We start from the raw sequence: 25,043 nt of genomic DNA, 5'->3' as shown, positions 1-25,043 counted from the left end.
CTTAAACCAAGGGTTCCCCATTTAAATCTGTTGTCAAAACATCACTCATATAATCAAAAAAAGGTCGTAATAATTCATAATGATATATAACATTGTCAGCAAAGTCTGGAGCCAAAACTTCCTGATCCGTAAAAGCATGAGAAACCACAAACGATTTATTACGAATTAAATCAATAGCCGGATGGTCCTTATTAAATCCTTTTGGTGCAGTTTTAACCTGATTCAATGTGCTAAACCCATCAAAAGCCTTCTTAAAATCTTTTTGTTCCAATATTTCACGAATTTCACTATCATCTAAGGAAAATTCTTTCCGTATTCTTAAAAGATCTTGAGGATTAGGGTTAAAAAATCCACCTGCAACTCGGCTGTTACCAGCTTCAATACGTAGATAATACCCACCACGTCTTTGCAAACCAGCTCTGCTAAAACTTGCACTGCGATGAATATTATAAGGTGTTTTATCTTTACTAAAGCGTATATCTCTGTTGATCCTAAAAATTTTAACTTTTTCTATCTCATCCTTCTCATTGAGTTTATCCTTAATTGTTTCGTAAAATCTTTTTAAGTGTGTTTCCCCTTCTTTATAACGCGTCTTATTTTCGGACATCCAGTCCCTGTCATTATTTTTTTTTAGATCATTTAGGAACGAGAAAATTGACTCGGGTACTTGTTGCATAGAGGGTATCTTTGACCTAAAAATACTAAAATATAGCTTTTAAATTCACTATTAACGAAACTTTAAAGTAATGATAGCTTCCCATAAGGTTTTATGGATTAATCAAACAGAATTGTGAAGATTATCTATATCTTTACTGTTAAAGATTTGTCTAATATGACTGAAGAAAGAGCAGCAATAATAGCTAAGATAAAGGAACAAAAGAAAAATCCGAATTTAAAGTTAAAATTAAAAGAGAAGACAGAGTATTTCACCAATCTTTTATTTTATACACTCTTTGATACGGATACAGTAGTTGCAAAAAACGTAAATCTTTTAGAAAATACCTTTGAAGAACTTGTAGACCTCGCTTGTTGGGAAATTGAAAAACCTTGTAGTAAAATTTGGCAATCCTATCTTGAGTGTTTACCTACAATTTTGACAAAGTTGAATCGGGATGCTCAGGCATTTATGAAAAATGATCCTGCTGCAAATTCTATTGAAGAAGTTTATATGGCGTATCCGGGTTTTTATGCCATTGCCATCTACAGATTGAGCCATCAGCTACTTAAATTTGGCCTCCCGTTAGTCCCTAGGCTAATGACAGAGTATGCACATCGATTGAGTGGAACGGATATTCATCCAGGAGCCACGATTGGAGATTCATTTTTTATTGATCATGCTACCGGGATAGTAATCGGCGAGACGGTAATAATCAAAGATCACGTTAATATGTATCAAGGAGTGACTCTGGGTGGGCTCTATGTGGATAGAAAACTTCGAAATACTAAACGACACCCAACGATTGAAAACAACGTGACTATTTATGCTAATGCTACAATACTAGGTGGAGACACGGTTATAGGTACTAATAGTATCATTGGCGGAAATACATGGATAACAAGTTCGGTTCCGGAAAATTCAATTATTTCAAATACCTCAGAAATAAAGATTAAAAAAGCGTTATAATGGCTGATACTATTTTAAACTTGATCGGAAATACTCCCCTGATTAAAGCTACTTCCTTAATTTCTAATCCAAATATTTCTCTATTTCTAAAGCTGGAAGGTCATAATCCGGGAGGTAGCGTAAAAGATCGAGCTGCATACAATATGATTAAGTCTGCTTTGGATCGTGGCGAAATTGATTCGACTTCTAATCTAATTGAAGCTACCAGTGGAAATACGGGTATTGCCCTTGCGATGATTGCCGGAATTTTTAAGCTTTCGATCGAATTAGTTATGCCGGAAAATGCCACAAAAGAAAGAGTGCAAACAATGCGAGCCTATGGTGCCAAAGTTACCCTGACATCAAAGGATATTGGGATTGAAGGTGCACGTGACTATGCTGAATCAAAAGTCAAGAATGAAGGTTATATTATGCTCAATCAATTTGGAAATGATGATAACTGGAAATCACACTACAAGACTACCGGACCCGAAATTTGGCGAGATACTGATGGTACTGTCACACATTTCGTTTCTTCAATGGGCACTACAGGAACTATTATGGGAACGTCTACTTTTCTCAAAGAACAATCTAAAGACGTTCAAATTGTAGGTGTGCAACCCACAGACAACTCAAGCATACCGGGAATCCGCAAATGGCCCAAAGAATATTTACCTAAAATTTTTAATCCAAAGAAAGTTGATCAGGTAATCGAGGTTAGCGAAAAAGAAGCAGGCGAAATGGCAAGACGACTAGCCAAAGAAGAAGGTGTGTTCTCAGGTATGAGTAGTGGTGGTGCAGTCACAGCAGCTTTAAAATTAGCTAATACGTTAGATCGCGGAGTTATTGTAGCCATAATTTGCGATCGTGGTGACCGCTATTTAAGCTCAGATTTATTTGCTAGCGATAGCTAACCTTACAACCATTTTTTTCTTTTAAAATAATATAACAATCCTACAAACACAAGTATCATAGCTCCCCAGAGATAAAAATAACCATACTTAAGTTTTAACTCCGGTATATAGTCAAAATTCATCCCATAAATCCCTGCCATAAAAGTCAACGGTATAAAAATGGATGCCATAATGGTCAATACTTTCATGACTTCATTCATACGGTTACTAATAGTGGTCATATACATATCCATAAGACCCCAAATCATCTCTCGGTAGATGTCAATGTTTTCTGAAACTTGTATGATATGGTCATACAGGTCTCTTAAGTAATTTTGAGTTTTATCTTCAATCAAAGGCGTATCCAAACTCTCTATACGATGAATTACTTCGCGTAATGGAAAAACAGATCTTCTGATCTTCAAAATTTCCTTCTTCAGATCTTGTATCTCCTGAGTAAGTCCGTCGTCTGTTCTTTGTGAAAATAGGGTGTCCTCCAACACTTCTATTTTATCTCCCATAGTATCGATAATCACAAAATAATTATCCACCACAGCATCGAGTATTGCAAACATCAAATAGTCTGCACCTGCAGAACGAATTCTTCCTTTTGCATTCGCAATACGATCTCTCAAAGAGTTAAAAACATCACCATCGGCCTCTTGAAAGGTAAGAACAAAATCTTCTCCCAGGACTAAACTCATATGCTCAGCTACAAATTCATTATCCTCGTTGAAATAGAGCATTTTGAAAACAATAAAAAGATAATTACTGTATTCGTCAATTTTGGGCCGTTGCTGAGTAGAAACAATGTCTTCCAGAATTAAGGGATGTAAATCGTAATGTTGTCCAAGCTTTTCAATTTCATTTATCGCGCTCAGACCATTAACATTTATCCATGTAATATGTTCTGTTCCTTTAAAATCAAAGGCATCTTCTACGGTTCTGGAATCTTTTCTTCCGTAAAAATCTGTATTATAGTTTATAACTTCAACAACCACATCTTGCGATTCTTTCTCTCCGGTATACACCAAAGCACCGGGAATTTGATTAAGATGCGTTACTTTCTTCTTTCTTTTTTTATGCTTAGGCTTTCTCATCATTTATCCAAAATATTATGTTTAAACTAAGGATAGCGCAAACTTAGTCAAAGAATTTATATGATTTTATAATACTGATTGCAAGTTCGTCATTTTAAATAAATTTCGAATTCCTTTCTTTAGAATGTGTTCAAATTTTGTTCCTTTGCGCACCTATGCCAGAATTAAAAAAAATCAAAGAAACTTTAAAAGAATATTTCGGTTACGAAAGTTTTAGACCGCTACAAGAAAAGATTATTTCTTCCGTTTTTAAAGGAGAAGATAACCTTGTAATTATGCCTACGGGTGGAGGTAAATCTATTTGTTTTCAGTTACCTGCCTTACTCCTTCCCAACATTACCATCGTAATTTCTCCTTTGATAGCCTTGATGAAAGATCAGGTCGACGGACTCGTTGCAAATGGTATACCGGCAGTCTATTTAAATAGCAGCCAAACAGAATCTGAACAAACTTTAATTTTTAAACAATTAAAGGAAAAAACATTAAAACTATTATACGTTGCACCAGAAAGTCTATCCTTTTTACAGGAAGAATTATCTTCTATTCCTATCAGTTTGATCGCCATTGATGAAGCGCATTGTATTTCATCCTGGGGACATGATTTTCGTCCTGCCTATAAACAATTGGGATACTTGAAAAATAAATATGCTGGAGTTCCCATAATCGCATTAACAGCTACAGCAGACAAAGCCACACGTGCAGATATCTGTAATCAACTTAATATACCGCATGCAACACAACACTTGGCTTCATTTGACAGACAAAATTTGGCTTTAGAAGTACGGCCTGCAAATAAACGAATTGATCAAATTGTAGAATTTATCGATTTACATTCTGATAGCAGCGGAATTGTATATTGCTTGAGCCGTAAAACTACCGAGGAATTGGCTGGGAAACTTGAAGCGAATGGATTCAAGGCTGCAGCTTATCATGCGGGAATGTCACATGAACAACGATCAAAAGTTCAGGAAGATTTTGTTAATGATACGTTACCCATTGTCTGTGCAACCATTGCCTTCGGTATGGGGATCGATAAATCGAATGTACGTTGGGTAATTCATTACAATTTACCTAAAAATCTGGAGAGTTATTATCAAGAAATAGGGAGAGCAGGACGTGACGGACTCCCCTCCTCTACACTACTGTTTCATAGTTACGCCGATATTATCCAGCTCCAGAAATTTAATACGACATCGGGTAATAAAGAAGTACAGGAAGCCAAGCTGGAACGAATGAAACAATACGCCGAGGCACTTACCTGCCGACGTAAAATATTACTTAGTTATTTCGGAGAATTAATCGAAGAGGATTGCGGAAACTGTGATGTTTGCAAGAACCCCCCTGATTTTATAGATGGTACGCTACTGGCACAGAAAGCCTTATCGGCGGTTGCTCGACTTAAAGAAAGTGAACCCATAAGTACAGTTATTGATGTGATTCGAGGTGCCAAAAATGCAGTTGTCTTGGATCGAAACTACCAGCAACTTACCGTTTATGGTATCGCCAAGGAAATTTCATGGTTGGATTGGCAATACTACTTTATACAATTAATGAACCTGGGGTATATTGAAATCGCTTTTCATCAAAAAAACCGACTCAAACTTACTGCATTATCCAAGAAAGTACTTTTTGAGAAAGAACAGGTACAATTAGCAAACCTGGCCAGCATAAAGGAAAAAGAGCAGTATAACACATCGGCAACTAAATTAAAAGATGCCACGAGCCTGTTTGAGCGACTGCGGTCACTGCGTTTATCTTTGGCAAAAAAGGCAGCTATTCCAGCATATCAAATTTTTAATGATGCTACCTTAAAAGAGATGGAACAGGTACGTCCAACAACCGATGCAGAGTTCATGCAAATTAATGGGGTTGGAAGACAGAAAATGCAGGATTACGGTTACGATTTCATTAAAGAAATAAGAGCATTTACTGTAAAAAAGAAACCAAAGAAAAAGAAAAAAAGTAATACTTTAGGAGAAACCTTAGCCGCATATCGTGAGGGTTTAACTATTCCCGAGATGGCTCAAGAACGAAAATTAACCGAAAGTACCATTCTTTCACATCTCCTTAAGCTTTCTGAAGCAGGAGAAACGATTCGTTATCGAAGCTTAGTTGATTCGGCTGATTTTGAAGCAGTCAAAAAAGCACAAACTGAACTAAATAATCCGGATACGTTGAAGGCTTTTTATGAGTATTTTGATGAGGCTATCCCCTATAATGTGATAAAAGTTGCGCTTGCTGCCCTTAAACAGGATGATATTCAATAATTATATAGTATCTAAAAATTCAACAGAATTAAGCATTAAACCCGATCCCGGTGCTATGTGTTCTAACGGAATGCGATCCATTTCAGGATTGAGGGTACTTTTTATAAACGCTATATCGATTTTTCCTGAGCCTACATCTAACAGAGCGCCCATCATCAACCGAATTTGATTCCTTTTAAATCCCAATCCTTTGACTCGAAGCATATAACTATCTTCAGGGAAAAAATTGGCGGTATAGATATCGTTTTTTACTATTTCGCATACCTCAATAGATCCATTTGTAACCGTATCCTTGGTAGGTCGATGGCAATAGCTTCTAAAATCGTGGTTTCCTTCAAATAACTTAGCCGCTTCTTGCATTTTCTGGATATCCAACTGGCTTTTATAGTAAAGCATAAAAGGGGAGCAAAAAGGGTGAAACTTTTTACCAAAGGAGAAAAAATAAATATACTCTTTTAATTTTGGGTGCTGAATGATATTAAAATTCGCATCCGTCTCTTTTATAGATAATGCACGAATGTCCTGAGGAAGATTAGCATTAAACTCCTCAAAAAAATCAGGCTGAAGGTCTTCATTATCCACAAAGAGTTCTACAAATGTACAGTTAGCAGAGACTTTGGCATCTGTCCTTCCTGAAGCTAAAATTTTAAAATTCGTATGTCCTAAAACATAAGCCACTGTTCTCTCGGTCATGCGTTGTAATGTATTTACCTTAGGCTGTTTTTGCCACCCATGGTATCTAAATCCCAAATATTGTAATTCTATAATATAATAGTATCGCTTACGAAACATAAGTAGCTCTTATTTTTAAACCGAATATAGATAAATTTTGTATTTCATCGATAATTTAATTTTTTTTGTATAAATTTTCACATACACGATATATATATAACAGTATATTTGAATGAATACTACTATTAACGCTAAATTTATAAAAATGGTTAAATCTAAATATCAAGAAGTTTTAGACTTGGGAGAGCAACTAAATGTTCAAAATGGCGATGTACAAGAAGAAAATGGAGTTCTAAAAATTAACGGAACCACTCAAACACAGTACGAAAAAAATATACTTTGGGATAAAATAAAACAAATTGGAGGCGAAAACCCATCAGACATACAAGCTGACATAAAAGTAGCTGACTCCTCTATCTATCATAAACATACCGTAAAAAAAGGAGAGTCCTTAAGTAAAATTGCAAAGCATTATTATAAGGATCCGATGAAATATACGGCTATTTTTGAGGCAAATCGTTCGATTCTCAAAAATCCGGACGTAATTCACCCTGATCAAGAGTTGATTATTCCTAATATATAATATAGGAACAAATGTACAATGAAAGGACCGCGAAATTTGCGGTCTTTTTTTGCTCTAAACTAAAGTAAGTATGGTAAAACCGTAGTTAAATTGAGAATTTCATATAATTATTCAATTTTAACTTACAATATTCTAATAAATTAAGTATTAACTTGCTTTATTTATATATTTGTAGTCTACAAACACAAACATCTACAAATAATGAAAACAAAATTATCTTTTTTAACAATTTTGTTCCTTACAAGTATTGGTTTTTCCCAAGTCAATCCGTGGAACAGAGTTCAAAGCTCTAGAAATACTGCTCAGGTAGTTAATCAAGAAGTACCAGGAAATTTATTGTTCAGTCTGGATATTGAACAGATGAATACCATGTTACAAGATCTACCAATACGTGGCAAATCTTCGAATCGACCTTCAGCAATCGTTCAATTCCCTAATGCTACAGGAGAGTTAGAGTCGTATAGCGTCGTTGAAGCGCCGGTAATGCATCCCGATTTGGCTGCAAAATATCCCAACATTAAATCATATGCAGGTCAGGGCCTGGATGATCAAAGTAAAATAATACGGTTTAGTATTTCTCCAAACGGTCTGCAAAGTATGCGATTAGGTGGAAATTCTGATGCCGTATTTATAGAGCCGTTTACTGCTAATGGTGTGTACGCTGTATATCAGAGAAAAGACAAACCAGCGACTTTAAATAATCTTAGATGTATGGTAGAGGAAAAAGAATCTACACAACGTGCTTCTAACATGACGAGGAATGCTGATGATAGTACCTTACGTACCTATCGATTGGCTGTTTCTACCAATGGTGAATATACACAGTTTCACGGAGGTACAAAGGCCGGAGCTATGGCAGCAATCAATGCAACTATGACTCGTGTAAATGGAGTTTTTGAAAATGATTTTGCCGTAACCATGGTACTTATCGCAAATAACGATGATGTTGTTTACACAAATGCAAGTACCGATCCTTATGGAGGTAACTTTAATAGTGAATTGCAATCCACATTGACAAGTGTGATCGGAGAGGCAAATTATGATATCGGACATTTGTTTGCAAAAGCAGGTGATAATGGTAATGCAGGCTGTATCGGTTGCGTTTGTGTGAATGGAAGTAAAGGAAGTGGATTTACTTCTAGAAGTACACCTCAGGGAGACGCTTTTGATATCGATTATGTTGCTCACGAGATTGGTCATCAGTTTGGAGCAAACCATACCTTTTCATTTCGTAACGAAAGCACGAATGCTCATTTTGAGCCTGGTAGTGGTTCAACAATAATGGGATATGCAGGAATCACAGGAGCTACAGACGTGCAGCAAAACAGTGATCCATATTTCCATTTCTTTTCTATACAACAGGTAACCAATTACGTAAAAAGTACATCTTGTCAAATAAACACTGCAACCGGAAATGCAATTCCGGTGGTTAACGCTGGTGCTGATTATACGATTCCAAGAGGTACTCCATTTGTATTAACCGGTCAGGCATCTGATGCTAATGGTGATAGCCTAACGTATTGCTGGGAGCAGGCTGACGAAAATAATGCTGCTACTACTTATCCAAGTGTTAACGGAACTACAGGTGTTTCCTTTAGATCTAATAACCCCTCTACCTCTAATCAACGTTATTTACCTAGATTATCAACAATTAAGACTGGAGCTACATCTTGGCAATGGGAAGCCGTGCCAAATGTTACTCGAGCACTAAACTTTAGATTGACAGTTCGTGATAATAAAGTAGGTGGTGCAGGAAATAATAGTGATGATATGAGAGTAAATGTTACTGCTAACGCAGGACCATTCCTCCTTACATCACCAAATACCGCAGTTAGTTGGTCAGCTGGATCTACGCAAACAGTTACTTGGGATGTGGCGGGAACTACTGCTAACGGAGTTAATACGGCTAATGTAGATATTTTATTGTCAACCGATGGAGGAGATACCTATACGCAAACACTTGCGACTGCGGTTGCCAATGATGGTTCACAAACGATTACGGTTCCAAATATTCAAGGTACACAAAACAGAATTATGGTACGAGGGTCCGGAAACATCTTTTTTGATATTTCAAATGCTAACTTTACCATCACTGGTGGCTCCAGTGACACACAAGCACCTACCGCTCCTACGAGTTTAGCAGCGAGCAATATTACTCAGACAAGTGCAACATTAAATTGGAATGCTTCCACAGATAATGTTGGTGTGACAGGCTATGATATTTATAACGGAACCTCCCTATTTGCGTCAAGTACTACAAATTCTTATGTAGTTACTGGTTTGACCACTAATACTGCCTACTCCTTTAAAGTACGAGCAAAAGATGCAGCTGGTAATATTTCAGGAGATAGTAACACAGCTACTTTTAACACACTACCCGGTACAGGAGGAAGTGGATGTACAGCAGGCATCACAAGTTATCCTTATAATGAAAGTTTTGAAAATACTTTAGGTACCTGGACGCAATCAACCGCAGATAATATCAACTGGACAATTGATGCAAATGGTACGCCTTCATCTAATACAGGACCTTCTTCTGCTAGTAGTGGTACGTACTATATTTATCTGGAAGCTTCTGGAAACGGTACAGGCTATCCTAATAAAAAAGCAATTCTGACTTCGGGCTGCTTTGATCTAAATGGATTAACTGTTGCCAATTTTAATTTTAAATATCATATGTACGGAGCAGCTTCCTTAGGAAGTTTAGCAATTGAAGTAAGTAACGATAATGGTTCAACATGGTCACAAGAATGGTTCAAATCAGGAAACCAAGGTAACAGTTGGCTAGATGCTACAGTAAATTTAAGCAGCTATATAGGTTCCTCTATACAACTGCGCTTTGTAGGTATTTCAGGTACAACATGGCAAAGTGATATAGCAATTGATGCTGTTAGTCTGAGTTCTAATGTCGTGAATCCTCCATCTTGTACTGATGTAAATCTCAGTATTACGCTTGATAATTATCCAGAAGAAACTAGCTGGCAAATCACCAATGCTTCAAGTCAGGTGGTTGCATCCGGCGGTACGTATGGCAGTCAACCAGATGGATCTACTATCGCGCTAACAGAATGTTTAGATGCAGGAACTTATACGTTTACCATAAATGATTCTTACGGTGACGGGATATGTTGTTCTTACGGAAGTGGTTCCTATTCATTGACCTCAGGCACAACTACACTCGCCTCGGGAGGAGCTTTTGGAGCATCAGAAAGCACTACATTTACCATAGGTGGGACTTCCAGAGGAGTATCTATAGATAATTTTGAAACAACTGAAGCTTTCAAAATTAGATTATATCCTAATCCTATACGTTTTGAGAACACAGTGAATATCTCAACTAATGGACGCAATGGTAATTTCATTTTAAGAGATTTACTGGGTCGTACTATTAGTCAAGGTGCCTTAGAATCAAAGGTAATTGCTGTATCAGAATTGGAATCAGGCTCGTACATTTTGACCTTGTCAATAAATGGGAAGGTTTCAAACCATCAGATAGTCAAAAATTAAATAAAAAATGATAATTTTAAAAGTGGTTCGATAGAATACTGTCGAACCACTTTTTTATTTTAAATAATTGATAGAAAACCTTCTTTCAACAACTTATATAAAAAAATTAACATAAAATTTTGTACACATGCGGTAAAACCGTAATTTAGCATTTTGCTCAAATACTGATTCTATGATGAAAAAACTACTTATACTTTTACTTTTACTACCTGCTATTCAATTTGCGCAGTGTTTGTCCGACACTAAAGTGATCTATGAATATCGTGATCAAATAATTTTGAATGATGGTTTAGCTTACAAAGTTGTGGAGGAAAAACATTTTTACCAAATATCAGATCCATCTATAGCACAACATCAAGAGGTTGGTGATCTAGTTCTACGATTGAATCGAGTGCTGATATTGTGGAGCGAAGAACTTGATAAAACAAAACGGTTGATAGAATGGGTACGACCTTCTCAAACTTATTACGTCTGTTCTGATTATAAAGAAGACGCTGTTATAGCTAATAAATTCTAGCTTTACTCTTCTTTTGTTGAAGCAGCTTGTTTTGCAAGTTCCAATATTTTCTGAAATTGCTCATCCAAAGTCATATTAGAGTTATCGATGGTTATTGCATCATCTGCTTTACGTAAGGGAGAATCTTTGCGGGTGCTATCTATGTGATCACGATTTACCACATTTTTAAGCACATCCTCATAGGACACTTGTTCACCACGCTCAGTAATTTCTTTGTAACGACGTTCTGCACGATCTTTAGCAGTTGCGGTCATAAAGATCTTTAATTCAGCGTCCGGAAAAACCACGGTTCCAATATCACGGCCGTCCATTACAATGCCACGCTCTGCCCCCATTAATTTTTGTTGTTGAACTAATTTTTGTCGTACTAGAGAAATAGCTGCAATTTGACTTACATTATTAGAAACAGATAATTTTCGAATTTCATTTTCGACATTTTCGTTGTTTAAAAGAACTTCCGCAATTCCCGTTTTTTTATTCAGCTTAAATTTTATATTGATAAAAGGTAAATAACGTTCTATCGCTTCTTGATTAAAATGAGAATCGTTTATAAAACATTTTCTCATTGCATACAGCGTAACCGCACGATACATAGCACCTGTGTCTACATAAATATACCCTAAAGCCTTAGCCAGCTGCTTTGCTACTGTACTTTTGCCAGTGGACGAGTGTCCGTCAATCGCTATAATTATCTTTTTTTCCAAACTTAAATTGTTGTTTGTATACCTTAGTCAGGTAAGTATGCCCAGCTAACCGCTCTTATATCTTATGACAAAAATATAAAGAATATGTATGTATTATTATAAGGATTAAGCTTGTTTATCAACAGTTCTCTAATTTATACACAAAAACCTTATATACAGAGCATTATACACCCCGTAACAATATCTCCCTACCGCTTTACGTTATAGAAATGGATTATTAAAGTTTTAAACTTTAATAATTCAGGGAAACTTAACCACAAAACTACTAGAACGTATGGGATTTTTTGATTTTTTAAATGAAAAAGTTGCGATAGATCTTGGCACCTCAAATACACTTATTACATGCAATGGCAAATTAGTCGTTGCCCACCCCTCGATACTTGCAATTGATAAATTAACCGGAAAAATTCGAGCAGCAGGTAAAGAGGCAGGCTTGATGAGAGGTAAAATTAATAAAAACATAAAAACGCTTTATCCCTTTAAGGATGGAATGATTGCTAATTTTGAAGCTGCTGAAATGATGCTTTCCTCTTTTTTTAAGTTGGTAAAAACGCATCATTCCTCCTATTTCACTTCTTCCTACACTATGATAATATCTATTCCATGTGGAAGCACCGATGTAGAAATTAGAGCGGTAAAGGAATCTGCCAAAAGACTTAATGCAAACAAAATTTTGTTAATTCATGAACCTGTTGCTGCTGCGATAGGTAGTGGTATTGATGTCTTACAACCCAAAGGTTCTATGGTGATCGATATAGGCGGTGGCACCACAGAAATTGCTGTTATATGTATGGGCAAAATTATTAGTGGTCAATCTGTAAAAATAGCTGGTAATACCTTTAATGAAAATATAGCCAACTACATTCGGGATTTTCACAATTTACATATTGGAGAAAGCACTGCAGAGGAAATCAAAATTAGCGTGGGTGCAGCTTCCGAGATTTTAGATACCATTCCCGAAAAAAAAATAGTTCGAGGTCGGGATGTTTTGAGCGGAAAACCAAAAGAAATCGAAATATCTCATCGTGATATTGCAAGAAGTATTGATCAATCTATACAACAAATTGAGAATGCTATCATAGATACCTTGAGCACAATTCCGCCAGAAATATCTGCTGATATTTATGATAGTGGAATTTATTTGACAGGTGGTGGATCAATGCTTAGAGGTCTGGATTCTCGTTTGGCAAGAACTACAAATTTACCGGTTTGTACAGGTATTCATCCCTTAGAAGCAGTTGTTAAAGGTAGTGATATGGTTGTAAAAAATATAACGCAATACAACACCGTATTGGTCGAATCTTTGTCATAATCATAGATTATATCTAATAAAAAAAGGTAGAATCAAAAAACCGGTTACTTAAAACCGGTTTTTTTGATGCTAGTAAGCTAATTATTATAATGTCTTAGCATTTTTTACTTTCTCTTTTGTAAGCGCTGTTTGTAAAACTTCGCTCATTTCTTTAACATAATGAAACTTCAAGCCTTTAAGATATTCAGGTTTAATTTCATCGATGTCACGTCGATTATCCTCACAAAGCATAATCTCTTTGATTCTAGCGCGCTTTGCTGCCAGGATCTTTTCCTTAATTCCGCCTACTGGCAACACCTTTCCTCTTAAGGTAATCTCTCCAGTCATAGCAAGACTTTTCTTCACTTTGCGTTGCGTAAATAAAGACACTAAGGATGTAAGCATCGTAACACCTGCACTTGGGCCATCTTTCGGAGTGGCACCTTCGGGTACATGGATATGCACATTATATTTTTCAAAAATAGTAGGATCTATCCCTAGCTCATCTGCATTGGCTTTTATATACTCCATCGCAATTGTGGCGGATTCCTTCATTACTTTCCCCAAATTTCCAGTAATTGTAAGGTTTCCTTTACCTTTAGAAAGAATAGATTCTATAAATAAAATATCCCCTCCAACACTTGTCCATGCCAACCCGGTTACGACTCCAGCTACATCATTATTTTCATATTTATCACGTTCTAGTTTGGGAGCTCCTAAAATTTCAATAATATCCTCATTTGTTACTTTGATGTTATATGCCTCTTCCATTGCAATATTCTTGGCAGCGTAGCGTACCATTTTAGCAATTTGTTTCTCGAGACCTCTTACCCCCGACTCACGCGTGTAACCCTCGACAATTTTTTCTAATTGCGCCTTAGCAATTTTGAGGTGACTTTTATCAAGACCATGTTCTACTAATTGTTTTGGTAACAAGTGCTGTTTGGCAATCTCAACCTTTTCTTCAATCGTATATCCGGTTACATTAATAATTTCCATACGATCTCTCAAGGCAGGCTGAATAGTGTTTAGACTATTAGAGGTAGCTATGAACATAACTTTGGATAGATCAAATCCCATTTCCAAAAAGTTATCATGAAATTCTGAATTTTGTTCAGGATCTAATACCTCAAGTAATGCCGATGATGGATCCCCTTGATTCCCTGCAGAAAGTTTATCAATCTCATCCAAAACAAAAACAGGATTACTTGTACCAGCCTTTTTTAAACTTTGAATGATTCGTCCGGGCATTGCTCCGATATACGTCTTTCTATGCCCTCTGATCTCAGCTTCATCACGTAAACCACCTAATGAAATACGAACATATTCTCTACCCAGAGCTTCTGCTACAGATTTACCCAAAGAGGTTTTACCAACTCCCGGAGGTCCATATAAACACAAAATGGGAGATTTCATATCATTACGAAGTTTAAGTACCGCTAAGTACTCTATAATTCGCTTTTTAACCTCGTCAAGTCCGTAATGATCTCTGTCAAGAATTTTCATTGCACGCTTGAGATCGAACTTATCTTTAGAGAATTTGTTCCATGGCAGATCCAAAAAGAGATCGAGGTAATTACGCTGTATGGAATATTCGGCCACCTGAGGGTTCATCCTGCGCATTTTGGAAAGTTCTTTCTCAAAGTGCTCCTTAACTTTTTTACTCCACTTTTTATCCTTACTACGCGTCTTCATTTCTTCAATCTCATCTTCATGAGATACCCCACCAAGCTCTTCTTGAATAGTTTTCATTTGCTGGTGCAAGAAATATTCTCTTTGCTGCTTGCTCATGTCATGTTGAACCTTGCTTTGAATATCATTACGTAATTCAAGCTTCTGGAATTCAACATTCATATATTTTAGAGCAGACAATGCTCGATCCTTCAGATCATTAATTTCTAAAATTTTCTGCTTTTCCCCGATCGGGAGATTAAGATTACTAGATACAAAATTGATTAAGAACGAGTTACTCTCTATATTTTTGATAGCAAATGAAGCTTCTGACGGGATGTTAGGACTTTCTTTAATAATTTCTAAAGCCAATTCTTTAATCGACTCAATGATTGCTCCAAACTCTTTACTTTCTTTGGCGGGTCGGGCTTCAGGAACCGCTGTAATCTTTGCTTTAATGTACGGTTCTTCCTGTAATATATCAGAAATTTCAAATCGTTTTTTACCTTGCAGAATTACTGTGGTATTGCCGTCAGGCATTTTTAAAACTCTTAAAATTCGGGCAACAACTCCTACTTGATTAATATCGTTTGAAGTCGGATTTTCTATTTCTTCTTCCTTTTGGGACACTACTCCAATAGTCTTATTACCTAAATTAGCATCGTCCAGTAATTTAATTGATTTATCTCTTCCTGCTGTGATAGGAATCACAACTCCAGGAAAAAGTACCGTATTACGTAAAGGTAAAATGGGTAGAACTTCAGGAAGTTCTTCATTATTAATTTCTTCTTCGTCTTCAGGAGTCATTAAAGGGATCAACTCTGCATCTTCATCTATTCCTTGTAATGACAAACTGTCAAGCGTAGTAAATTTGGTTTTCGTCATATGTATATATCAAAGCCATTTTGTCACTAAGTAAAAATGACATTATTTATAGTTTCTAATTATCTTCTCAAAACTTGTCAAACACCCTATATAATAAGGCTTCACAATATTTTTTATAAATACTAGGTCAATTGTTATGCCATTTTTTTAAAAAAAACTTTGATAAAGTGTAACAAATCTAGCTTTGAGGTATCTTTATAAAAGACAAAACAATTTAATTGATACTAACCAAAGAAAATACAGAGGTGTTGATTGCTAAATGTCGCAATCACGATCGTAATGCGCAGCTAGAAATATACAATCGATTCTATAAAGCGATGTTTAATACCTCGTATCGAATTGTAAAAAATCAGGCCGAGGCAGAAGATATCATGCAAGATGCGTTTTTAACAGCCTTCACCAAATTATCTTCTTTAGAAAGCGATAGTATGTTTGTCGCTTGGCTCAAAAGAATTGTGGTAAATGCTAGTTTAACAGCGCTAAAGAAAAATAACAAATATGAAGAAGTTGCTTTAGAAGCAGTGGACTATAAGGTTTCAGATGATACTTATGAGATGTCTGCTGATGAAATGTCAAACCTTAAAGTGAATAGCGTATTAGAATCGTTAAAGCAACTCAAAACAAGCTACTCAACTATTTTATCTTTATATCTGATTGAGGGGTATGACTATGATGAAATTGCCAAAATTATGAATATTTCATATTCTAATTGTCGCACACTAGTATCAAGAGCAAAACAAAGTTTGAAAAGAAAAATATTAATTACTCATTAACATCTTAGGACTATGAAGCAAGATAAATTGGAAGATTTTTTTGAAAAGATAAGGGATAATGTTGATATCTATGAACCATCCGACACTCATTTTGAAAATTTTTCAAGACGTTTGTCTGCTATCCCCGGTGCTACTTTAAAGCAGGATAAAAACAACACTATTAATTGGTTTAAACCTTTATCTATTGCTGCAGCTATCGCATTACTTTTAATCTCATCCTTATTTATATTTCAAAACAGGGATGAATCAAAAAGAGAGTTAGCCAGTGTGTCTGATGAAATGTATACTACACAAAGTTTTTTTGCAAGTACCATAGCATTCAAATTAAAAGAAATAAAAAAGACAGCTACTATCGCTGATAAGGAGTTGGTGAACGACGCGATGAACCAACTTGATAAATTAGATATTGATTATCAAAAATTAAAACAAGATTTAGTCATAAGTAACAATGACACACGTGTAATTAGTGCTATGATTGAAAATTTCCAACAAAGAGCAACTTTGTTGGAAAATGTTCTGGAAACATTACAACAAAATAAATTAAATAAAAATTACTCCAATGAAAACAATATACTTTAAAATAATATGGCTCCTGGTTGTTTTGCCTTTGCTCTCATTTAATAATCTGGCCGAGGATATAAAATCTAAGCACTCCAAAGAAAAATCATTACGCAAAGAATTTTCTGTTGATAAAGATGCTCTTTTAGAAGTAGATAACGCCTACGGCAATGTGGATGTAACTACATGGGACGAAAATAGAATTGTAATGGAAATAAAAATTACTGTAACAGGTAACGATAGGGAAAGAGTAGATGAAAAATTAAGAAATATTTCTGTGCTCTTTAACGCTACCGCAAAGCAAGTAACGGCTAAAACCATTTTTGATCAAGAACAAAATTCCTGGTGGTCAAAATTCACGAACACCTGGAGCTCCTCCTCTTCTTTGAACATGAAAATTAATTACACAATCAAAGTTCCTGTTACCAACTCCTTAGATCTCACCAATGATTATGGTAGTATTACACTAGATAAAACAAAGGGAAATACTACAATTAACTGTGATTATGGGCAAATTATAATTGGGGAATTACATGGTAAAGAAAATAGTATTCATATGGATTACACCAAGAATAGTTCTATAAAATATATGACGAAGGGAACTATCAATGCTGATTATTCGGATTTTGAAATAGGTACTGTCAACAGTGTAAATTTGAACGCAGATTACACGCAATCAAAATTTGGAAATGTTGGCACCTTAGAATATTCTTGCGATTACGGAGGACTCAAGGTGGATAAGGCACATATAATTAATGGTAATGGGGATTATTTGAATACTAAGGTAGGAGCAATAACTAAACTCATAGATATCAATGCTGATTATGGTTCTATAACAATAGATTCTTTAGAAGACACGATGAAATCAGTCTATATTAAAGCTGATTATGTAGGTATAACTATAGGGTATAATCAAAACTCATCCTTTGACTTCCGTCTTAAAACATCGTATGGCAATATAGGGGTAAATGATCAGGATTTAAATGTGATGAAGAGAAATAGTGATAACTCTGACAAAATCTATGAAGGCTATTACAGACAAAAAAATAGCGGGAATTCTATAACCATTAATTCCAGCTACGGGGGTATAAAACTTATTAAAAAGTAACATAACTAATAATCGACACGATCATGAAAAAAATCATTTTAATTTTAACGATTAGTCTTTGCACTACAGTCACGCTAAATGCTCAATGGTGGGGCAGTTCAAAAAGAATAAGTGGTAATGGAGACATGACTACTATCAGCAGAACAACTTCCGATTATGATGTTGTAAAGGTTAGTGGACATTTAAAAGTTCTACTTATTAATGGAAAAGAAGGTGCTCTTAAACTTAAAGGTGAAAGCAATCTACTTCCTTATATTGAAACAGAAGTTAATCAAAATACATTGAAAATTTATGTAAAAAAAGGATACTCATTAAACTACGGAAGAAATAAGGAGATTACCATAACCGTTCCCTTTGCAACACTCAATCAAGTTATGCTCTCAGGCTCTGGAGATATAATTAGTGAAGACCCAATAAAAGCGACTAATTTTAAAACCGCCATATCAGGATCTGGAGATATTCAATTAGTTATTGATGCTACCAACACTTCAGCGCAAGTATCTGGAAGTGGTGACTTGGAATTAAAAGGTAAAACGAATGAATTAGACATAAATGTCTCAGGGTCTGGAGATATATCCGCTTACCAATTGATTGCCAAACAGGTCCATGCAAATGTGACCGGATCTGGAGATATTGAAACACATGCAACCAATTCGATTCGTGCACGAGTGACAGGATCGGGAGATATATTTTTCAAAGGGAATCCCTCTAAAGAAGACAATAAAGTGGTTGGATCCGGAGATATAACCCGACAATAATACTTAACATTTTTTTTAGAATTGTCTGATTGGGATTTCTCTTTCAGACAATTTCGTTTAAAAACAATATTACTTACATTTACCGCGATAATGATTTTTGAGATTTTCTCAGAAAAGGTTTAATGTTTAATTTATACCCATACCTATTGTTTTTTCTAAAAAAAAAGAATATTCCATTTAAGGATTTAATCCCCGAAGGATTTGTAGATATTCATTCTCATTTATTGCCCGGTATTGATGACGGCGTAAAAACCATATCTCAATCGGCATATATAATCGAGTCTTTAGAGCAGATGGGAGTTGAAAAAATAATTACTACTCCACATGTAATGCAGGATGTATGGCCGAATACAAGTTCAATAATTCGAGATAAATTAAGGACTATGCAAGAAGCACTTGCTAGTCTTAAGTTAGATAAAATTCCGTTACTGGCTAGTGCAGAGTACATGATGGATGATGCATTTTTGAAAAGAATTCAAGTTAAAGATATTCTTCCTCTATACGACTCTTACGTATTGGTCGAGATGTCTACTTTTAGCGCTCCCATTAATTTATCGGAAATGATATTTCAAATAAAAGTAGCAGGTTATTCACCGATTCTTGCACATCCGGAACGTTATGCTTTTTATCATGATGATTTCTCCAAATATGAAGACCTTAAAACGTCCGGGTTTGACTTTCAGCTAAACTTACTTTCTTTGAGCGGTCATTATGGCAAAAAAGTTCAAAAGGTAGCGGTACATCTACTTAAGAAAGGCTACATCGATTTTGTAGGGTCAGATATTCACAATTACCAACATCTGCATACCATACAAAAAGGGTTCTCACCAAAGCTAAGTGCTTTAATCGAACCCATTTTATCAAAAAATTGTGTATTTACTTAAACAATTAGGGGTTAAGCGTCTTGGTTACCGTACCCGTAACCATAACCATATCCATACCCTCCCTGATTAAAAGATGCATTTAACAATACTGCCATATTCGGTAAGCGTTTCTCTCTGTGGAAGTTTTCCGGGACCTGTAATGCTCTTTTATCAGAGTAATTTTCTCTGACAATAAAAATACTAAGATCAGAATAATGCCCTATCAATAACGTATCGGTTACTAAGCTTACCGGTGCTGTATCTACAATAATGTAATCATAGTGTTTTTGTAAATATACAAACATTTCTGCGACGCGATCTTGCATTAGTAACTCTGCCGGATTAGGAGGAATAACGCCAGGAGGCAAAATGTCCATAGGATCTTCAGACTTTTCAGCGTAAATGACATCTTGCGGGCTAAGGTCCTTATTCATAATGAAGTTTGTAAAACCTTCTGTATCTTTTCCTTTCGGCAGATCTAAAAAGTTATGAAATTTAGGATCCCTAAAATCCGTACCTATAAAAGCAACTTTTTTACCTGAGATGGTTAAGGTCTTAGCTAAATTAGAAGAAACCAGTGTTTTTCCTTCGCCTGAAATCGTAGAAGTTACAAAAATAACTTTCCCTTTCTTTTTATTAGAACCTGCCATCAAAAAGTCAAGGTTGGTTCTCAAAATTCTAAAAGCTTCTGCAATTCCAGATCGATTCGTACGAGAAACTACAATCTTATCTTTGGTTTTTGTTCTAGGAATAGAGCCCAGTATCGGCATCGTTAAAACCTTTTCGAGATCCTGACGAGAGCGAACTTTTACATTTAATAACTCTGATACATAGATGATTAAAAATGGAATCATGAGACCCATAAATAATGCACCCACATAGATCATTTTCTTATTAGGAGAAACCGGATACGATCCGATAGTAGTTGCTCTATCTATAATTTGAGCATTTGATAAAGTTACATGACTGGTTATTTCAGCTTCCTCACGTTTTTGCAACAGATATAAATATAACTGTTCTTTAATTGTTTGTTCACGCTCAATAACCCTAAGATCTTTCTGACGAATCGGTGCATTATACAATTTACCACTAAAATACCTGTCCTGCGTTTTTAAACTATTAAGCTTAATATTAATCGCTCCTTTTAAACTATTTAAACTTTCGATCAACACCTGACGTAAACCATCTATCTGCTGGTTAATATTAATAACCGCCGGATTTTGTTCACTAGATGAAGTTAATAATCGATTGCGCTGCGATATTAGTGTATTATATCGAGTAGCTGTATTAGTAATATTAGGATCATCAAAACCTAAGTTTGCAGGTACCAGATCATACCTTCCTTCTTGACTCAAAATAAAACTTCTAGTCGACTCAATTAAACTTAACTGTGTACTCAACTGTGTGATTTCTTGTAAATTACGCGTATCACTATCAGCCACACGTTGTGTTTGTGCCGAGATGTCATTCGTTAAGCCAAATTTAGCCTTGTAGCCAGCGGCTTCATCATCTACCTCAGTAAGATCCCCAGAGATTAAGTCCAATCTGTCATTTATAAAGGTAGCTGTTCTGGCAGAAGTTTGTTTCTTATTATTAATTGTGGCTTCGTTGTACTCATCAATTAAGGTATTGATGATATCCATCGCTTTTTCTTTGACAGGATCATTTAATGAAATTTGAACTACAGAAGAATTCTTTCCGACTGGAAAAATGCCAAGGCCATTTCTATAGCTCTCTGCTATCCATTTTATCGGACTAATTTGAATCTTAATGGTCTCCCCTTTTTTATTACCAATTTCTTTAAAATTTGGAGTAATCACAACGTCACCGATACTAGTCTTTATAGTGTTACCAAAGGAATGATCACTTAATTTTTCATCTCCTTCTCCTAAAAGAGAAAATTTAGTATTGGAAACTATTTTTACTTTAAAAACCTTAGAAGCCGACTGGATTATTGAATCAGGGGCAAGCAGACTAATTTCGATAATAGATTCAGGGTAATTTTCAGTTTCAAGTACGCGTCCTTGAGAGAAATACTGGACATTTAATTTTAAACGTTTGACTACATTCGTAATCAAAGTTCTTGACTTAATTATCTGAATTTCATTTTCGATCTTATTCGATTTATTTTCTAGCAGTCCTAAATCTTGAAATGCAGCCAGTTCAGATTCACCCATGCTATCATCTTGTGAGATCATGATACTGGCTGATACGTTATATTTTGGAATAGTATAGCGAATATAAATGTATGCTAGAGCCAAACATATCAGCAACCCTACTGCAAACCAGTACCATCTTTTCAGATAATGCATGATTTGCTCTCTAAAATTAAAGTCCACACTTTTATTAGTAGATAAAGGCTTTACCTTCTTCAGTTTTGAATTTGATTTCATAAAAATTTGCCTAACGAATAATTAAATTTAGGGAAGTAAGAATTACACCAACTACACTCAATACTATCCCTAAGGTATTACTGTTCGTTCGTGATCTTTTTTGTTGTGCATTATTCGGTTCAACATACAACACGTCGTTCTGTGCTAAAAAATATACCGGTGAATCAAAAATATTTTTTGAAGTTAAATCCACTCTGTGATACGTGTTCACACCATCATTTTCTCGAATGACCATCACATTAGTCCTTTTACCGGTAATAGTCATATCCCCCGCTAATCCAAGCGCCTCAATTATCGTAACTCGTTCGTTGGGTATGGTGTAGGAACCGGGGCGATTAATCTCACCAATTATTGTAATCTTAAAGTTTTTGAGACGTACATTGACTATAGGATCTTTAATATAGATCTTTAATTTTTCTTGTAACATTTCTTTGACTTCGACTCGTGTCATTCCGGCAACCTTTAACTTACCGAGTACAGGAAAATCAATATTTCCTTGTTCATCTATTAAATATGTAGGCTCTGCAGTACTGCCACTGCCATTTGACGGAGTTGTATCCGATGCTTCACTCATTATATTAAGTGAAGAACCTTGCATTAAATTAAATGGTCTGGCTGCCTCCATATTGGTAGCCGAAACTAGTATACTTATTATGTCATCTACTTTAAAAACTCTAGTAAAAGAATTATCCGACTTAATTTGTTCTAGGTCTTTTGTATCTTGAAAATAAACAACATCAGTAGGAGCTTTACACGAAAATAACGCCGTAATTACTACTAAAAGTAACAGAATTGATTGGAATTTCATAAAATATAATCTTAAAATATAAGAGTTATGATCAACAAATTTAACACTTAATTGATCTGAATTGAGATTTGAAATGTTATAATTAAATTAAAACTTTTTCTCTTTTGGTGGTGTCTTTATGGTGATTCGTTTGATCGATAGTTTCAAACATAGAGTTTTTAGAAATGTACTCGGGAACTATTTCTTTTAGTTTACCAACAATTAAATAATCTTGACTAAGAAGATTCATAATACATAAATCATCAATTTTATCTTTGATTATCGTCGGGTCTTGATCGTCGAATTTACTTATCATAATCTTTTTGTGATAGGTTGGCAATGTATTCTCTGTATCAGCCAACAACTCTTCGTATAATTTTTCACCAGGTCGTAGTCCAGAAATTTCAATATCAATATCATTAGGATAGTTTAATCCTGATAGACGAATCATCTTTTTGGCCAGATCAAATATTTTTACAGATTCACCCATGTCAAAAATAAAAATTTCTCCACCGTTCCCCATCGTACCCGCTTCAATAACGAGTTGTGAAGCCTCTGGAATGGTCATAAAAAAACGCGTGACATCCTTATGAGTAACCGTAAGAGGTCCGCCGTTTTCTATTTGCTTTTTAAATAATGGAATCACTGAACCATTCGATCCTAAGACATTACCAAAACGAGTTGTTATAAATTTTGTTTTACTGGTTTTGTGAAGACATTTAATATACATCTCAGCAACGCGCTTTGTCGCCCCCATTACATTGGTAGGATTCACCGCTTTATCCGTAGAAACAAATACAAATTTGTCCACTCCATACTTTGAGGATAGATCAGCCAATTTTCGGGTTCCCAGAACATTTATCTTGATTGCCTCGCATGGATTAGCTTCCATCAACGGAACATGTTTATATGCTGCAGCGTGAAAAACCATGTTAGGCTTATATTTTTGGAATATTGTTTCAACCCGTTGATGATCTCTAATGTCAGCTACGAGCGGAACAAAATTTGTCACCTCCTTACTCAAGAGTTCTTGTTGCAAATCATATAATGCTGATTCTGCCTGATCCACTAGAATTAACTGCTTATAATTATAAAAAGACGCTTGTCTTACAATCTCACTACCAATGGAACCAGCTGCTCCGGTAATCATAATAACTTTGTCTTTAAGCTCTCTTTTAATATTTTGATTTTCTAAAGAAATAGGAGCTCGATCCAGTAGATCTTCAATTTGTATTTGCTTAATTTGAGAAGCATTAAGCTTGCCATCAATCCAGTCGTTTACGGCAGGAACTATCTTCACCTTTACATTAAAAGGCAACAGCTGATCTGTTATTTCTGAAAGTCTCTTTTTACCAATATGAGGAATGGATACGATGATCTCACTTACTTTGTATTTTTTTATGAACTCTGCGGTGATTGCCGAGGGAGCAAAAACTTTTGTCCCGTCAATCGTTTTATCTATTTTATGAGGATTATCATCTATAAAACCAATAACGTGAACGGATTTATAACTCTCATTACTAATTGCCGCGAGCGTAACTAAACCAGAATCTCCCGCGCCATAAATCATGGTACGCGTGGTATCATCCAGATTTGATTTGATGTAATTATAGAGATACTTAAACACTAATCTACTAGTAGTTAATACAATAATATTTAATAGATAATGTATAAATATGATAGAAACAGGAATATTCAGAAGATCCGGCATCAAAGACCATCTGCTAGAAAACATAAGTGCTCCACTTAACGATAACAAGATAGTTACTGCCAAAAAGAGATTATATGCATCGCGTATACCGGTATGTCTGACTACTCCTTTATACGATCCGATAACAAGAAAACTTATTAATGAAAACACAACCATAACCGGTATCTGAACCGCCAAAATTGCACTGTCTATGTCAAGTGTGATCCCGAATCTAATGACATATGCCAGAAAAAAGTTGAATAATGTCAAAAGTATATCGATAGACAGTACCAACCACTTGGATGCATGTTTATGTGAATTTTCTAGAATGTATTTTTTTATCATCTTAATATTTTTTTA

20 protein-coding genes are annotated in these 25,043 nt (G+C 35.5%); 12 read left to right on the top strand and 8 right to left on the bottom strand.

Annotated elements, in window-relative coordinates; translation table 11 throughout:
* Nucleotide 1 precedes the first annotated feature (1 nt).
* The gene (locus tag BD809_RS06615; RefSeq protein ID WP_148782182.1) at nucleotides 2-676 is read right to left on the bottom strand and encodes a DUF2461 domain-containing protein; all 675 of its coding nucleotides are present in this window, start codon (nucleotides 674-676) and stop codon (nucleotides 2-4) included.
* 156 nt (nucleotides 677-832) lie between these two features.
* Between BD809_RS06615 and epsC the strand changes: the two genes are divergently transcribed.
* Nucleotides 833-1,624, top strand: coding sequence for a serine O-acetyltransferase EpsC (epsC, locus tag BD809_RS06610; protein WP_148782181.1), 792 nt, complete (start codon nucleotides 833-835; stop codon nucleotides 1,622-1,624).
* Nucleotides 1,624-2,517: a cysteine synthase CysM gene (gene cysM / locus BD809_RS06605; protein ID WP_148782180.1), complete on the top strand. Its 894-nt coding sequence runs from the start codon at nucleotides 1,624-1,626 to the stop codon at nucleotides 2,515-2,517. The genes epsC and cysM overlap by 1 nt, the downstream gene beginning before the upstream one ends.
* A 2-nt stretch (nucleotides 2,518-2,519) precedes the next feature.
* Here cysM and corA read toward each other — a convergent pair whose 3' ends face one another.
* The gene (gene corA, locus BD809_RS06600) at nucleotides 2,520-3,599 is read right to left on the bottom strand and encodes a magnesium/cobalt transporter CorA (RefSeq protein WP_246131446.1); all 1,080 of its coding nucleotides are present in this window, start codon (nucleotides 3,597-3,599) and stop codon (nucleotides 2,520-2,522) included.
* A 152-nt stretch (nucleotides 3,600-3,751) separates the two neighbouring features.
* On the opposite strand from corA, the gene recQ reads away from it, so the two are divergent.
* Nucleotides 3,752-5,863, top strand: coding sequence for a DNA helicase RecQ (recQ, locus tag BD809_RS06595; protein WP_148782179.1), 2,112 nt, complete (start codon nucleotides 3,752-3,754; stop codon nucleotides 5,861-5,863).
* Here recQ and BD809_RS06590 read toward each other — a convergent pair whose 3' ends face one another.
* Nucleotides 5,864-6,655 carry a tRNA pseudouridine synthase A gene (locus BD809_RS06590; RefSeq protein WP_148782178.1) on the bottom strand — a complete coding sequence of 264 codons (792 nt, stop codon included), beginning with the start codon at nucleotides 6,653-6,655 and terminating at the stop codon, nucleotides 5,864-5,866. It abuts the gene before it with no gap.
* A gap of 145 nt (nucleotides 6,656-6,800) precedes the next feature.
* On the opposite strand from BD809_RS06590, the gene BD809_RS06585 reads away from it, so the two are divergent.
* The 3 genes from BD809_RS06585 to BD809_RS06575 all read left to right on the top strand — a co-directional run bounded on the left by BD809_RS06585 (nucleotide 6,801) and on the right by BD809_RS06575 (nucleotide 11,202).
* Complete coding sequence (locus BD809_RS06585; RefSeq protein WP_148782177.1) at nucleotides 6,801-7,178, top strand: LysM peptidoglycan-binding domain-containing protein; 378 nt, start codon at nucleotides 6,801-6,803, stop codon at nucleotides 7,176-7,178.
* Between the two features lie 201 nt (nucleotides 7,179-7,379).
* Complete coding sequence (locus tag BD809_RS06580; RefSeq protein WP_148782176.1) at nucleotides 7,380-10,685, top strand: reprolysin-like metallopeptidase; 3,306 nt, start codon at nucleotides 7,380-7,382, stop codon at nucleotides 10,683-10,685.
* Between the two features lie 172 nt (nucleotides 10,686-10,857).
* Nucleotides 10,858-11,202, top strand: a complete 345-nt coding sequence (locus tag BD809_RS06575; RefSeq protein WP_148782175.1) for a hypothetical protein — start codon at nucleotides 10,858-10,860, stop codon at nucleotides 11,200-11,202.
* 2 nt (nucleotides 11,203-11,204) lie between these two features.
* Here the strand turns inward: BD809_RS06575 and cmk are convergent, their stop codons facing one another.
* Nucleotides 11,205-11,906 (bottom strand): (d)CMP kinase, encoded by a 702-nt coding sequence (cmk, locus tag BD809_RS06570; RefSeq protein WP_148782174.1) that lies wholly within the window; start codon nucleotides 11,904-11,906, stop codon nucleotides 11,205-11,207.
* Nucleotides 11,907-12,180: 274 nt separating this feature from the next.
* On the opposite strand from cmk, the gene mreB reads away from it, so the two are divergent.
* Nucleotides 12,181-13,218, top strand: a complete 1,038-nt coding sequence (mreB, locus tag BD809_RS06565) for a rod shape-determining protein (protein ID WP_148782173.1) — start codon at nucleotides 12,181-12,183, stop codon at nucleotides 13,216-13,218.
* Nucleotides 13,219-13,302: 84 nt separating this feature from the next.
* On the opposite strand, the gene lon is transcribed toward mreB, so the two are convergent.
* A complete protein-coding gene (lon, locus tag BD809_RS06560) occupies nucleotides 13,303-15,753 on the bottom strand; it encodes an endopeptidase La (protein WP_148782172.1) in 2,451 nt (816 codons plus the stop codon).
* Nucleotides 15,754-15,971: 218 nt separating this feature from the next.
* Between lon and BD809_RS06555 the strand changes: the two genes are divergently transcribed.
* The 5 genes from BD809_RS06555 to BD809_RS06535 all read left to right on the top strand — a co-directional run bounded on the left by BD809_RS06555 (nucleotide 15,972) and on the right by BD809_RS06535 (nucleotide 19,834).
* Nucleotides 15,972-16,526, top strand: a complete 555-nt coding sequence (locus BD809_RS06555; RefSeq protein ID WP_148782171.1) for an RNA polymerase sigma factor — start codon at nucleotides 15,972-15,974, stop codon at nucleotides 16,524-16,526.
* A gap of 12 nt (nucleotides 16,527-16,538) precedes the next feature.
* Nucleotides 16,539-17,105, top strand: coding sequence for a hypothetical protein (locus BD809_RS06550; RefSeq protein WP_148782170.1), 567 nt, complete (start codon nucleotides 16,539-16,541; stop codon nucleotides 17,103-17,105).
* Entirely contained in the window at nucleotides 17,086-18,192 is a 1,107-nt protein-coding gene (locus BD809_RS06545) for a hypothetical protein (RefSeq protein ID WP_148782169.1), read from the top strand. The genes BD809_RS06550 and BD809_RS06545 overlap by 20 nt, the downstream gene beginning before the upstream one ends.
* Before the next feature lie 23 nt (nucleotides 18,193-18,215).
* A complete protein-coding gene (locus BD809_RS06540; RefSeq protein WP_148782168.1) occupies nucleotides 18,216-18,950 on the top strand; it encodes a head GIN domain-containing protein in 735 nt (244 codons plus the stop codon).
* A gap of 122 nt (nucleotides 18,951-19,072) precedes the next feature.
* Complete coding sequence (locus BD809_RS06535) at nucleotides 19,073-19,834, top strand: tyrosine-protein phosphatase (protein WP_148782167.1); 762 nt, start codon at nucleotides 19,073-19,075, stop codon at nucleotides 19,832-19,834.
* Nucleotides 19,835-19,845: 11 nt separating this feature from the next.
* On the opposite strand, the gene BD809_RS06530 is transcribed toward BD809_RS06535, so the two are convergent.
* The 3 genes from BD809_RS06530 to BD809_RS06520 all read right to left on the bottom strand — a co-directional run bounded on the left by BD809_RS06530 (nucleotide 19,846) and on the right by BD809_RS06520 (nucleotide 25,028).
* A complete protein-coding gene (locus BD809_RS06530; protein WP_148782166.1) occupies nucleotides 19,846-22,206 on the bottom strand; it encodes a GumC family protein in 2,361 nt (786 codons plus the stop codon).
* A 10-nt stretch (nucleotides 22,207-22,216) separates the two neighbouring features.
* On the bottom strand, nucleotides 22,217-23,014 hold the full coding sequence (locus tag BD809_RS06525) for a polysaccharide biosynthesis/export family protein (protein WP_148782165.1): 798 nt from the start codon (nucleotides 23,012-23,014) through the stop codon (nucleotides 22,217-22,219).
* Nucleotides 23,015-23,096: 82 nt separating this feature from the next.
* On the bottom strand, nucleotides 23,097-25,028 hold the full coding sequence (locus tag BD809_RS06520) for a polysaccharide biosynthesis protein (protein ID WP_148782164.1): 1,932 nt from the start codon (nucleotides 25,026-25,028) through the stop codon (nucleotides 23,097-23,099).
* Nucleotides 25,029-25,043: the final 15 nt, after the last annotated feature.

The sequence above is a fragment of the Aquimarina intermedia genome (genome assembly GCF_008124785.1).
GTDB lineage: Bacteria > Bacteroidota > Bacteroidia > Flavobacteriales > Flavobacteriaceae > Aquimarina > Aquimarina intermedia.
This window is presented reverse-complemented; position numbering and strand designations above follow the sequence as displayed.